Consider the following 13,438-nt stretch of genomic DNA (forward strand, 5'->3'; position numbering starts at 1 on the left):
ATCTTTGGTCCAGCGCCCAGTCGGCTGTGACGAGCATGTCATCGTACAGTTCGGAACAAAAGTCAGAAGACACGTTGTTGGTCAGTCGGCTGACGTTCCTCAATCGTCTGGGCGAGGAAATTTCGGGCAATGCGGAACGACGTTTGGTTTGGTTGGAACTGATCAACGCGGTCAACGCTGCGATTCCGCGTGCGGATTACCCCGATGGCAAGATTCCCACGATCAAGGAACTGCCCTTGGATGAACGAATCGATTTTCACATCAGCGAAATCGACACCAAGTTCTTCGAAGATCTCGCAGAAGATTGGTACTCGGAACGATTGGACGTCCGCTACAAAGAGGAAATGAAGAACTGGTATGACCTGATGCGAGATTCGGCGCCGCCAGAAGAACTCGCCGAAGACACCGGTCCGGAAGAGGAAGGATGGGTCGTCCAGTTGAAGGGCTACCACTACTTCAATAGCCCCAAATACCAGGGCGAAGAGGGGGCCCAACACGTCCGGAAGTATCTGACGACGAACTTCCTCGAAAAACCAATCACATTGATCGATCCAGAAGGCAACCCGATCACGTTCACGCCCGAAGAGTTCGGATTCAGTTACCCGCTGCTGTTGAATGAGACTCAACCGCAATTGGTCCAGGTTCCCAATCCTGATTACGACCCCGTTTCCGCGATGAACGCGATGCGATTGCGAGCGGAGGGGGACGAGGACGTGGAGGTCGAATCACCCACCTTGGAGGTCCTGCGACTCGACTTCGTCTTCCAGGTCGTTTGGAAAGAAAGCGTTCTCAGTGAACGAATTGAAGCAAAACGATTGGCGGAAGAAGAAGCGGCTCTCGAAGCCGAAATGGAAGGCGAGGGCGACGGCACCGAAGACGATCTCGACGCCGATCCTAATTCCGTTGCGATTGCCAACTAGTCCGACTTTTCGGCGATCAACTCGCCAACCACAAACCACCTTTTCTCTCTCCGACTCGGTCTGATCGATGGATCAACTCAAGCAAGCATTCGCTGCCGCCTCCAAGTATGGCTTTTGGATTGGCACCGCCACCATCACACTCGGTGCGCTGGCGATTTGGTTCATCGTCACTGGCAATCTGGTGGAGGAAAACGAAAGCCGTACTCAGAAGATCAAGGGGGACGTCACTGCAGTGAGGTCGCTGCAAGCTGAACTCAGCGAACACCCCAATCCAACCTCCAAGGAAGCGATGGATTTACTGATTGAAGGTCGTCAAGACGAAGTCTTGCAGGCCTGGCAAGAAGTTTACGACGCCCAACGCGATATTCTCGTCTGGCCGGAAGAAGAGCTGACCAAGGAGTTCGTGGATGAGTTTCGAGATCTGGTCCCGATCGAACTGCACATCGATTATCCGCCAGAAGAAGGCCAAGAAAAACCCACCTCGTTTCTGAACCAGTACGCGTTCTATATCAAGAACGTTTTGCCCAGCATCGCTGAGATTGCGAATGCCGAATGGGAAGCTGAATTGCGATCCAGTACCGCCGGTGGCGGTGGCATGGACGCGATGATGGGCGGCATGGATATGGGGATGGGAATGGACATGGGGATGGGCATGGGAATGGGCCGCGGTCCAATCAACATCGCTGGCGTGGAGGATGTGCCCTTGGTCGATTGGCCGGTCGCCTCGCAGTCAGCGATTGTCTCGGAATTGTTCCCTTGGCAAGGCCGTCGTCCCACCACCTTGGAAGTCTACTACAGCCAAGAGAACCTTTGGATTCTGCGGCAGTTGCTGGGAATCGTCGCCGATGTCAACGGGGATGCGAAGCAGCCCTTTGAGGCTAAGATTCACGTCATCAACCACTTGTCTCTCGGTAAGAAGGTCAAGTTCACGGCTGGGGCCATTCAAAAACCCGGCGTCGCGATGACTGGTGGCATGGGGGGCATGGGTGGAATGGATATGGGCATGGACATGGGAATGGGCATGGACGACATGTATGGCGGAATGGAAGGCATGGGCGGAATGGCTGGAGCGGAAGCTCCCGATCCCGTTGACAATCGGTACGTTGACACCGCGTACGAGCCCATCGATGGGGCAACCTTGCGTTCGGCTCTCAATAGTGAATCCCCCGAAGACGCACCTTTGAAAGTTGCCAAACGTGTGCCGGTCATGATGTCCCTCCAAATCGATCAACGTTATATCCCCGATCTCTTGGCGGCGTGCGGCAGTGCACCTCTGATGGTCGAAGTCAAACAAGTCCGCATCCTTCCAAAGTCGGCAGGTTCAAACGCTGTTGGCTCGATGGGCGGCGGTGGCGGCATGGACTCGATGATGGGTGGCATGGGCGGAATGGGAATGGATGAAGGCATGGGCATGGGCATGGATGGCGGCATGGGAATGGGTGGAATGGGCATGGGCGGGATGGGAATGGGAGGCATGACCGGCGGTGGCGCAGCTCAAGGCCCCAAGGAGAAATTCCCGCTCGATGTCACCGTGGAGGTCTATGGCCTGATTCACATCTACAACCCACCCAAGAAAGATCAATTGGGTGTGGAACTTGTCACCGAAGAAACGGTGCTCGATGGCGAAACGATGGCCGAAAGCGCCGAAGAAGATTTGAAAGAGGCCAATGGCGGAAATGGTGCTGCTGCATCGGGCGGCGATGCGCCCGCTCCTGCTGGCGGTCCTGATTCGGCATTGCCTCCACCAGCGGGTGCGGAACCAGACGCGACGGATCCCGCTGGTGATGCGGAGACACCGGCACCACCCGCTGGGGAAGCGTCTGTGACCGACGGTTCCGCTGCGACTACGGGATAACCGTTTGATGTTAAGGTTCGGATTGGCAGTGGCGACCTTCTGATCTTTGAACTTGATTGAACTGACTCGTCGCCAACCTTTCCTTTTCTTTTTCGTTTGTGCGAGACAACTCATGGATGCCGACAAGATCAAACAGTTCTTCATCCTTCACGGTGAAAAATTTGTGGTCGGAATCGTTGTGCTGGCCGCTGCGTGGATGGTCTACGCTGGCCTGCAGATGCCCAACATGCTCGATGAAGTGCAACCCGATCGATTGGCCACCGATGCCAACACGGTGCGGAACAGCATCGATGAGGATCACAACGAGCAGATCTTGCCGGAGCGAGAACCGCAGTTTGACATCCTGGCGGAAACTGCCCGCAAGCGGACGCCGGTTGATTCCACGGCTTACAAGATGCCTCACTTGTTGGAACGCAAGGCAATCGACACGTCCATTCGCCGCACGGATCCGGTGATGTACCCACCGATGGAACTGCGAGTCGACAGTCACATTGCGTCGATCGCGATGTTGTCGCGAAGCGGCGAATACGCGCTCAAAGATCTTGAAGGTGCCGAAGCACTCGAAGTCGTCGAAGAAGAAAAACCTCGCCCCCGTCGTGGTCGTGGACGCCGTGGTGGCGGCATGGATGAAATGATGGGAATGGAAATGGGCATGGGGATGGATATGGGCATGGAAATGGGCATGGGCATGGACGAAGGCATGTACGGCGGTGACATGGGCATGGACATGGGAATGATGGGTGGCGGTATGGGATCGATGGCCGCAACCGCTGCCGGTCGTCGGTTCGATGCGAAGAACAACTTTGGTTTTGTGGCGACTCCAAAGGACGGCATGCAACCCGTGCCGGAGTACGCATGGTTCATTTCCGGAACCGCCGTGATCCCTCACAAGTTGATGGCGGAATCCTTTCGCGAAGCGTTTCAAGAAGCAGAGGGTTACCTGCCAATTCGCGACCAACCGCTGTATCACAACTACGAAGTGCAGCGTGCCGATGTGACCAACAAGAGCGTGGAAGATCTGACCGATGAGGACTGGGTGGTTCGCTACACGCGTGAGAAAAACGTTTTGGAAGCCGCCAAACTTTGGGCCGGGTATGCCAAGGAAATCGTTCCAGAGGACTATCGTGACCTGAACGTAACCGCCTACATCCCGCCGATCTTGTTGGTCGATTACAAGGATTTCGTCACGCACCCGTTGATCCCAATGGTTTCCCGTCGCGAAGAGCAAATGAAGGCTCGCGAGGAAATGATGAAGGAGCAGGAGTTCGGAATCGATGACCTCGAATTGGCTGGTCCTGGTGCCACGGGAATGCCAGGCATGGGAGGAATGGATATGGACATGGGCATGGATATGGGCATGGACATGCAGATGGACATGGGAATGGGCATGGGAGGAATGGGAGCCTACGGCGGAATGGCAGTCGTCGAGGAGGACCCCGTCGATTACAAGCTGATGCGTTTCTATGACTTCGCCAACACCAACGACAAGAACACGCCGCGGCCCGGCCGCAAGTACGTTTATCGAATTCGCTTGGCGGTTGTGGACCCGAACTTCCCAGCCAACGCCTTGCAACAACCCAAAGTCTCGACGTTATCGGGTGATGTCTATCAACGAGTTTCCAAGTTGATGGAAGCCGCTGAAGCTGACAAAAATCGCAAAGGACACTTTCAACGTTGGTCGGATTGGAGCGAACCGAGCCCACCGGTTTCGTTGCCGACTTTCAATGACTACTTCGCCGGCCCCGTTGAAGCTCCGCGTACGAAGGTGTTGGAAGTGCAAGGCAAGAAGGTCGAGTACTCGTCCGATCCTCCGACTGCGAAGGCTGTGAACTTCAGTTACAACACGACGTATAAAACGGTGATGCCGATTTGGATGGAAAGTCTTGTTCCTGGTTCGGTGCTTTCTTACGAAGGACCCGCCGAGTTGATTGATCCGATTGATCTCGTGGTCAAAAAGGTGGAAGATGCGACAGTGACTTCGCAAACCACAGTCATCGATCTCGAAGGGGGACGTGTGCTGCCAATGACGGGCGACACCGAATTAGAAGAACCCGGAATGATGTTGCTCTACGACGAGAACGGATCGTTGAAAGTGACCGGCGAAGTGGAAGATCAAGAGATGTATCGCATTTACTCCTTTGCCAAAGAACGCGGTCTGTAATAGCGAATGCCACGATTCAACGCCTTTGAATACCTTTCCGCGCCCGATTCGACTCAGGCCGGAGCGTGCATCGGCGTTGTTTACGGTGTTGATAGCGCACTTCGCAAATGGTCGATCGATGCGATCGTCGGGGACAGCGAATGGACGCAAGTCGATGGCGAGGTTTGCAAATGGTCGGACCTGCGTGATGACCTGGCCACGGCATCGCTGTTTGATTTTGATGGCGGAGACAAACGCACATTGGTGGTGCGTTCCGCCGACAAGTTTCTATCCAACCACCGAAACGAAATCGAAAAGTACGTCGCCGCTCCCGGTGACGCGACTCGGTTGGTGTTGGAACTGGAATCCCTGGCCAGCAACACGCGCGTTTACAAAGCGGTTGATAAATCGCATTTGTTGGTCGCTTGCACCAGCGCGACGGATGCGAAGCTCGGGATCACCGCCGCAGCCCGGCGTAAATTTCTGACCGGTTTTGTCGCTGAGCGACACAAAACAAAACTGGCTCCTGCCGCGGCCGATGCCTTGGTTGAAATGTTGGGCGAAGAGATCGGAATGCTCGACACCGAAATCGCGAAATTGGCGTTGTATGTGGATGTTGGCGGGAAGATCGAGGAACCGCTTGTTCGCGACATTGTCGCCGGATGGCAGGGCAAAACCGTCTGGCAAATCACGGACGCGATTGCGGCGGGAGACGCGGCCGAAGCACTGCGCCAGCTCGACAAACTGTTCAGCGGTGGCCAGCGAGCGATCGCGTTGTTGCCGCAGATCGCTTGGTCTCTAAGACGATTGGGCATGACCACTGCAGCGATCGAATTTCGCGAACGAAGCGGCCGTCCCTGGCAATTTGAAGACGCATTGGCAGCGGGCGGTATCCGCCGAGGATTGGAAATTCAATCCGCCAAGAAGCAATTGCAATCAATCGGTCGGGACCGAGCGAAGCAGTTGTTGCCTTGGTTGCTGGATGCGGACCTTCGTTTGAAAGGGACTCACAGCACCGAAGGTCGAGATCGGTTCCTGTTGGAACAGTTGATCCTGAAACTCGCTCGACAAAAATGAGCGATGATGTTCGCATGTTGTTGTTTACGACATGCTCATCTGCGATTGGGACGCCGCAGCGGTTTGGACCTCCATTGGCCACGTGAAGTGAAATGTGGCTCCTTGGTGGCTTTCGGGTTCGACCCAAACGTCACACCCTTGCACTTGGACCAATCGTTTGACCAGGTGCAGTCCCATCCCGGTTCCGCGCCGCTCGGGTCCGCTCTCGAGTGTTTGGAACATCCCAAAGATGCGTTCTTGGGCAATCGTCGGGATTCCGGGGCCATCGTCACTGACGGTGAATTGATAGGAATCGTCAAGGGTTTGAGACGTCACTGTGATCGACTGTCCCGTGGCCGCGTGCTTGATCGCGTTGCCAAGCAGATTGCGGAAGATTTGCTCGAGTGGTCCTCGAGCGGTGGTCAGCGACGGCAATCGGTTTGGAATGGACAATTGCATCGTGCTGGGGGGCGACATGAACGCGAAAAGTTGCGGCAACGTCACGTTCAGGTCAATCGGTTCCACGGTGTCGGTTTGGCGAGTGACGCGCGCGTAGGCCAGCAGGTCGTTGAGCAACAAGTCCATGCGACTGACCTGAGTTTGCAACATATCGAGGTGATTCCGAACGTCTTGGCCGACCTGCTTGGGCATGTCTTCGTTGATCCATTCGGCCAGATGCATGATGCCTCGGAGCGGTGCTTTGAGATCATGCGACGCGATGTAGGCGAACCGATCCAGGTCTTCGTTGCTGCGTTCAAGTTCCTCTTGCTTCGATTGCAAATCAATCGCAGCTAGGTGGCGGTCGGTGATGTCGATGAATGTCGCCAGGGTCATCGTCTGGTTTTCGATCTCGATGGGCGCGGTGACCACGTTGATTCGCATTTCGCTTCCATCGGCGCGTGTGGCTTGGAACTCAATCTGCCGGGATGGGGAGGCGTGCGATTCCAGTTCACTGTTGGACGGCGTCAGTCGGTCGTGCAAATTTCGCGGAATCAAGTCGTCCAAGTGAATCGGATGATCATTGGGCGACGCGAGTTGGTACATCGCAATGATCTTGGAGTTGACCAGTTGAATTTGATGGTTGGCATCGATCAATACACTGCCCATCGGGCTGCGTTCGAACAAATTTCGAAACTGGGCTTCTTGCCGAGCCAAGGCCTGTTGGGTTTCGTCAATCTCGGTGATGTTCGTACCAACAACCAAGATGCGTGGGGATTGATCGTGAAGGCAAGGCATCTCGTACTTGTCAATCAACATCTTGTAGTCTTTGCCGTATTTACTCTCCAGCGTCTCCGTTTTTCGGCGAATGGGGTGTTTGTTTTGCAACAGTTGACGATCGGTGGCTTGGAACCGTTTCCCTTGTTCCGGATAAACTTCGCAGGTGAGCTTTCCTTCAATGTCTTCGGGGCTGGCACCAGAGGCGGCTGCGGCGGCACGGTTCACACGAAGGATTCGATGGGATTCATCTTTGATCCACACGAAAGTCGGAATCGTATCCAGGATCGTTTGGATTTCTTGATGGCTGCTTTCAAGTTCTTGTTTGGCGCGAACGCGTTCGTCCACGTCGTGCAGGATGCTCAACCAAAATGTCTCACCACTTTGGTTCAGCGTGATTTGTCGACTGCGTTCTTCCGAATAACGGTAGCTACCGTCGCCTCGTCGGAGCCGATACTCAAACGGTTTTCCGCTGCGTTCCGGCTGGAGCGTGGATGACCGAAGATGGCGATCAAAGGCGTCTCGGTCATCCGGATGGACGAGGTCGAGCCAGGTGGCAACAGCGTCCTCTGATTCAGGGGTCTGTTGATCCAAAGACGAGAAACACAGTTGGCTGAACAGTGGCGGGTGCGGGGGCGCCGACGTACCCGAATCGGTTGGCCACAGATAGAACCCACAGGTTGCGAGCTCCAAGACATCGAAGAAAAGTTCCCCGTGTGACTGGAGATAGTCGCGGAGAGCTTTCATGGTCAATGAGTCGTTGAGAGTAGTGGAAAGTTAGCGCAGACCAAATAACACCATCGGCACTTGCGCACGCCAATTCATCTGTTCATTTTGCAAGCCTCTCATATGCCTTTCGCTCGCCTTGAGTGAGGGGGGGCGTCGTCAACATGATCACTTGAGCAGAGGCTTTGGCTTTGTCGGGGGCTCCCGAGTTCGCGACTGCGCGCAGCCGTCCGATGGTAGCAGCGTGCCAAGCGGTAGAGCCTTGCGGCACACCGTCTGCCAATCGTTTCCACCAATTGGCGGCGCGTTTCTGATCGGATTTCAGCGGTGAGACAGAATAGGCTCGGGCGGCTCTTCGGCACCACGCAACTGCGTGCTGGGGCGATTCACCCAATTCTTTTTCGATTCGCGTTTCAGCTTCTTCGCGTTTGCCTGCCCAAATCATCCAGGCGACTCGTTGAAGATCACTCGCGACGACGTTGGGATTGGAATTGCCTTGGCTCGCCGCTGTGGGCTCTGCGTTCAATGTCAGCAAATAGCGACCGATCTCGACTCGACGAGCCGGAGTGGCAATGACATCGAGCTCCAAACGTTCGGCCAATGCCTGGATCAGCCCATCAGGCGGGCTTTCGGTGATCCCTTCAGATTGCCCCAGGCGAAACGAACGCAGTTGGCGAAAGAAGCCTTCGCTAGTGTCGGATTGAAATTCATCCCAGCGCGGGTCTGCTGCGTCTGCCAGCAGACTGGTCAGGTCAGCGTGGATGGTTCGAATGAACGCTCGGTCGTTTCCGGCGTCCAGTTCGGCGTGCATTGCCGCGATCACTTCGGCATGCGGTAGACGCAGCCAAGCGTTCGCCCAGGCTTGCAAGGCGTTTTCCCGAACGGAAGGATGGTCGGGTTTGGACGCATTTCCCTGCACGGAAGTGCTTTGGCGGGAGGTTGCTGCCCAGTGCGTTTCATCGAATTGGACGGAGATTCTGGCGGCGTCGAGCCAGCGTTCATCACGCTCAGCCCATTCCATTCGCCAACGCGTGGCGGCGAAGGCGGATGCCGTTTCTGGCCACTGTTTCGCGATTTTTAACAGGATTGCATCGACATCGGAATCCGTTGCGACCGTCGGGCCGGCTGCCTGGGCGATGGTTGCCGCCTGGAGCAAACTTTCGGCGGATTCGGGAGCCTGGGGGTGTCGCTGGCTGATCCGCCGCAACAGTTCCACGGCCGCTTTGGCATTGGATTGCCGCGACAGGAGTGCGGCGGCTTTGATGGCGGAGTCCACGCTCCGAGATGGAATCGTGTCGGAGACGGCTGCCTTGGCAAAGTGCAGGGCGGACTGCATCAATTCCCCGCGTCGCAGGTAATACATCGCGTCGGCGATCCACAAACGCGGATCGGAATCATCCGTTGCTGGTTGGGGAATGCCGTCGGTTGCTTGCTGGCGAAACTGAGCGACGATTGTGTCGGCGCGGTCCTTGGCATTCACCCCGTGTCGTTCACGGATCGATTCCAACCAATCTGCGATCGCGGTTTCGTTTTCGGTGGCCAGCAAGTAGCGCAGGAATGCCAGGTCCATTCCCACGCCGACTCGCGCGGAGTTCGGATCGCCGCGATAAACCTGTTGCAACATCTTCTCGGCTGACTTCAGGTCTTCTGCCGCGATGGCGACTCGAATGCGAAGCGCTTGGGCAGACTCAGACGAGGAGTCGGTATCAGATGACGCTGGAATGGAACGGACCGAATCGCGAAGCACTGCGGCCGCGGATCGAGCGTCGCCTTGTCGCAGATGAGCCTCGGCCAACAAACGCAACACTTCCGAACGAGCGACCCCGCCCGCCGGCAGCGCCATCAAAGCGGCTTCGGCGATCCTCACGGCCTCGGTCGCGGACGCCACACCGTCCTGGCTGCCTTCGGAAAAAAGTTCAGATTTCAACACAGCCAGTTCGACACGTGAGAGCCACGTCAAACTTTTTTCGCGGGCGGACTCGGGTGAATCCAGCTCACGCAATCGTGCTTTAAGCTTCGCATCGGCTTCGCCCACGTTGGTGAGCAACACTGACAATTTGTCGTCTGGGATCGGGCGTGCGATGACTTCTATCAAATCATTGCGAGTCGATTGCACGAGGCTGTCGGACGACCCGGAATCGGCGAGCCGCCGCGGCCGAACGGCCGCTTGGTTGTCGCGCTGGTCGGTCGGTTGCTGAGCCCAGGCTGCGGTGAAGGATGCCAAAGGCAAGGGAGTCAGGCAGCCAATCAAGCATATGATCTTCAATCGATTGGCGATCATGGCGTGCCCGATTCCTTCAGCGATTTCAGTTGCCGGAACGCTTCGGAATCCATGCTTGCCGAAGGTTGTTCGAGGACGCTTGAACTCGCTGAAACAGCCAAGTGAACTCGATCGAATCCCGACAACCGAACCAGATCGACGGTGGCGACGGTGATCGCCATGGAGATTTCACCGTCGGGATCCACGATGATGGGCGGTGAAATGCCAAGCTTTGCGATCGCTTCCAAACGTGCCCGCAGGGATTCGGGAGATGACAATTGGGTGGTACCCAATCGGTAGCGGACCGAGGACGCCCCCGAACGTTCGATCCGCAAAACCAATTCTTCGATAGGCGATTCAGACGTGACTTCCTGGGGGGGCAATTCCGATGACGCGGCAGTGGACTCCGCCGCAACCGCCAACCCGCCGGGCAGGTTTTGTTCGGGGGCATCGAAACTGCTGGTCCACACAAAGAACACCAACAACAGGAAAACGACATCGATCATAGAAGTCATTCCAATGCTTTGTTGTGAACCACCGCGAATGTCAGGTCGTTTCATGGTGACACCCCCGCTTGTCTGTTGGATGGCAGTGTTGCGATCGAGAGATCGCGAATACCAATTTGGTTGATGCGATGCAGGACCGGTTCGACGAATTGGTACGCGACCGATTGATCGACTCGCAGACGCACGGGGGTTTCCGTGATCGATTTCGTTTGTCGCAATCCAGCGATCATGTCGTCCAAACCAACCGGCGTGGCGCCCAGCCAAAGTTGCTGTGACGCGTCCATGGTCAGGTTGATCGGAGCGGAATCGGGATCGCTGTCAATGGAAGACGACGCGGACGGCAAATCGACCGCGTGCCGGTTTTCTTGCCGAGCCAGGTGGCTGGAGACGAGAAAAAAGATGATCAGCAAGAACACGACATCGATCATCGGTGTCATGTTGATTTCGTCCACCCGGCGACCGTTGTGGATGGATTGGTTGGGGGAACGCATGAGAGAATGACAGGAACGAGATAGTCACGGCGGTTCGAGACCACTATCGTAGTGCAAATTCCACTTTTGTTTTCCACGTGACAATTTGCATGACTTCGGAATCTTCCCAGTCGCCATCCCAAGACGTTTCGAATGTTCCCGACGTGCCTCACGGCGGAGCGTGGACGTTTTTGAAAAATTTCGCTCGCAACCCGAATCAAGTCGGCGCGGTTTGCCCGAGCAGTCCCGGATTGGTGCGGGAAATGGTGGACTGGTTCGATTGGGAAACCGCTCGTGGGGTGGTGGAATTTGGCCCCGGAACAGGGGTCTTCACGGAGGCCATTCAGACTCATTTGCATGACGACGCCAAGTTCTTCGCCATCGAACGATCACCGGAATTGGCCGCGATCACTCGAGCGCGTTGCCCGAATGTCAACGTGGTGGAAGAATCCGCCGAATCGGTGGCGAGCCTTTGCAAAGATCACCAGATTGATCAGGTGCACGCGATCATTTGCGGTTTGCCTTGGGCTTCGTTCCCCGACAAATTGCAGACCAGCATTTTGGAAGCCACCCTGGACGTGTTGGCTCCCGGCGGTCAGTTCGCGACGTTCGCTTATTGGCAGGGTGTCGTCTTGCCAGCCGGGCAGCGGTTTTCAAAGAAGCTGCGAGGTGCGTTCACCGAAGTCCATCGCAGCCCCACGGTTTGGCGGAACATGCCTCCGGCGTTCATCTACCGCTGTGTCAAACGTTAGTTGGCGATCCGCGGGATCGACGCTGCGACTGTGTGGCGACGTCTGAGGTTCCCCTTCAGTGGTGGCGAATCCGCCAACGGCGACGCTATTTCCGTCAGCCGGTTGGGCTGGAAGTCGATTGAACATTCACGGGTCAGCAGTGACAATTGAGGGTGTCATGTTGAGTTGCCTCGCGATGCGTTGCGAAGGTGCCACGACATGGATCACGCTCTTTCATCCCACGAAAACCTACGCAGGATCACCACCATGCAATTGGATCGGATCGCTCCCCATTTTCCTCGCACGTCAGCGCCAGTCGCCCTGGGATTGCTAGCCGTTTCCGTGATTGGTCTGTCGAGTTGGATTCCCTCGCCTGCGACGGCTCAAGAATCCGCAACCAAGGATTCGCGAACGGCGGATCAACGAATCGATCAAATGGTCAACCGCGGGATCGAGTTTCTACGCACGCGTGGCCAGAGTGACGAAGGAGCGTTCAGCGGTGAAACAGGAGCGGCTGTCACCGGGTTGTGCGTCCGTGCGATTCTGGAACATCGCCCCGAAGCGGTCTCAACGGATCCCGTCGTGGTGAAGGCGATTCAGTATTTGGAATCAAAAATCCAGCCCGATGGCGGGATCTACGCGACCGGATCAAAGCACCGGAATTACGAAACCACAACCGCCGCCATGGCATTGAACAAGGCCAACAAAGACGGGCGTTATGACAGCCAACTGGAACGAGCCAAGAACTTTTTGAAGGACATCCAGTGGGACGAAGGCGAAGACACGAAACCAAGTGATACCGCCTACGGTGGGGCTGGGTACGGCAGTCATTCGCGTCCCGATTTGTCGAACACCGCGTTTTTGATCGAAGCCCTGCACGACCTGGGCACCGATGCAAATGACGAGTCAATTCAAAAGGCACTGATGTTCGTGAGCCGCACGCAGAACTTGCCTCAACATGGTAATGACACAGACTACGCCGACAAAATCGGCGACGGTGGTTTCTATTACACTCCCGCCGCCGGTGGCCAAAGCAAAGCGGGCGAGTCCGCCGACGGTGGTTTGCGCAGTTACGGATCGATGACCTACGCTGGATTGAAGAGCATGATCTACGCTGGGTTGACTCCAGAGGATCCACGTGTCAATGCGGCTCTCGATTTCATTCGCAAACACTACACGTTGGACAACAACCCTGGCATGGGGGCCCAAGGTCAGTACTACTACTATCACACGTTTGCAAAAGCGTTGGATGTGGCTGGATTGGAAGTCATTGAATCCACCGACGCTGGCCCACGCGATTGGCGAATGGATCTGATCAACAAACTCGAAGCGGAACAACAAGAAGACGGTTCGTGGGTCAATCGCGAAGCCGAACGTTGGATGGAAGGCGATCGCCAACTGGTCACCGCTTATTGCTTGTTGGCACTCAAACACGCTCGCAAGTGAGCAACTGAGTCGTCATTGGGAACGAGAAGACACGCGTAGCATCGCTGGCGTGTGTCATCGCCAAAGGCAATGTCAGCCCGGCGGAGTTCCGTTGAACTGGGACGCTGGGGCGG

9 protein-coding genes and 1 pseudogene are annotated in these 13,438 nt (G+C 56.1%); 6 read left to right on the top strand and 4 right to left on the bottom strand.

Annotation, left to right across the window (positions count from 1 at the left end):
* The 4 genes and pseudogenes from ACF8AM_RS05400 to holA all read left to right on the top strand — a co-directional run.
* Positions 1–920 (top strand): annotated as a pseudogene (locus ACF8AM_RS05400) (pilus assembly protein PilM); the annotation flags it as partial.
* Positions 921–987: 67 nt separating this feature from the next.
* On the top strand, positions 988–2,775 hold the full coding sequence (locus tag ACF8AM_RS05405; protein WP_392554648.1) for a hypothetical protein: 1,788 nt from the start codon (positions 988–990) through the stop codon (positions 2,773–2,775).
* Between the two features lie 112 nt (positions 2,776–2,887).
* On the top strand, positions 2,888–4,936 hold the full coding sequence (locus tag ACF8AM_RS05410) for a hypothetical protein (RefSeq protein ID WP_392554649.1): 2,049 nt from the start codon (positions 2,888–2,890) through the stop codon (positions 4,934–4,936).
* 6 nt (positions 4,937–4,942) lie between these two features.
* Positions 4,943–5,992: a DNA polymerase III subunit delta gene (gene holA / locus ACF8AM_RS05415; protein WP_392554650.1), complete on the top strand. Its 1,050-nt coding sequence runs from the start codon at positions 4,943–4,945 to the stop codon at positions 5,990–5,992.
* 24 nt (positions 5,993–6,016) lie between these two features.
* Here the strand turns inward: holA and ACF8AM_RS05420 are convergent, their stop codons facing one another.
* The 4 genes from ACF8AM_RS05420 to ACF8AM_RS05435 all read right to left on the bottom strand — a co-directional run bounded on the left by ACF8AM_RS05420 (position 6,017) and on the right by ACF8AM_RS05435 (position 11,169).
* Positions 6,017–7,933: a PAS domain S-box protein gene (locus tag ACF8AM_RS05420; RefSeq protein ID WP_392554651.1), complete on the bottom strand. Its 1,917-nt coding sequence runs from the start codon at positions 7,931–7,933 to the stop codon at positions 6,017–6,019.
* 82 nt (positions 7,934–8,015) lie between these two features.
* Positions 8,016–10,193, bottom strand: a complete 2,178-nt coding sequence (locus tag ACF8AM_RS05425; protein WP_392554652.1) for a tetratricopeptide repeat protein — start codon at positions 10,191–10,193, stop codon at positions 8,016–8,018.
* Positions 10,190–10,732, bottom strand: coding sequence for an ExbD/TolR family protein (locus tag ACF8AM_RS05430; protein WP_392554653.1), 543 nt, complete (start codon positions 10,730–10,732; stop codon positions 10,190–10,192). Before ACF8AM_RS05430 ends, ACF8AM_RS05425 begins: the two co-directional genes overlap by 4 nt.
* Positions 10,729–11,169: an ExbD/TolR family protein gene (locus tag ACF8AM_RS05435; protein WP_392554654.1), complete on the bottom strand. Its 441-nt coding sequence runs from the start codon at positions 11,167–11,169 to the stop codon at positions 10,729–10,731. Before ACF8AM_RS05435 ends, ACF8AM_RS05430 begins: the two co-directional genes overlap by 4 nt.
* An 89-nt stretch (positions 11,170–11,258) precedes the next feature.
* Between ACF8AM_RS05435 and ACF8AM_RS05440 the strand changes: the two genes are divergently transcribed.
* A complete protein-coding gene (locus ACF8AM_RS05440) occupies positions 11,259–11,900 on the top strand; it encodes a class I SAM-dependent methyltransferase (RefSeq protein ID WP_392554655.1) in 642 nt (213 codons plus the stop codon).
* 246 nt (positions 11,901–12,146) lie between these two features.
* Positions 12,147–13,325 (top strand): prenyltransferase/squalene oxidase repeat-containing protein, encoded by a 1,179-nt coding sequence (locus tag ACF8AM_RS05445; RefSeq protein ID WP_392554656.1) that lies wholly within the window; start codon positions 12,147–12,149, stop codon positions 13,323–13,325.
* The last annotated feature ends 113 nt before the right edge of the window (positions 13,326–13,438 follow it).

Origin of the sequence: Rhodopirellula sp. JB055 (assembly GCF_043100905.1) — a bacterium.
Taxonomy (GTDB): Bacteria; Planctomycetota; Planctomycetia; order Pirellulales; family Pirellulaceae; genus Rhodopirellula.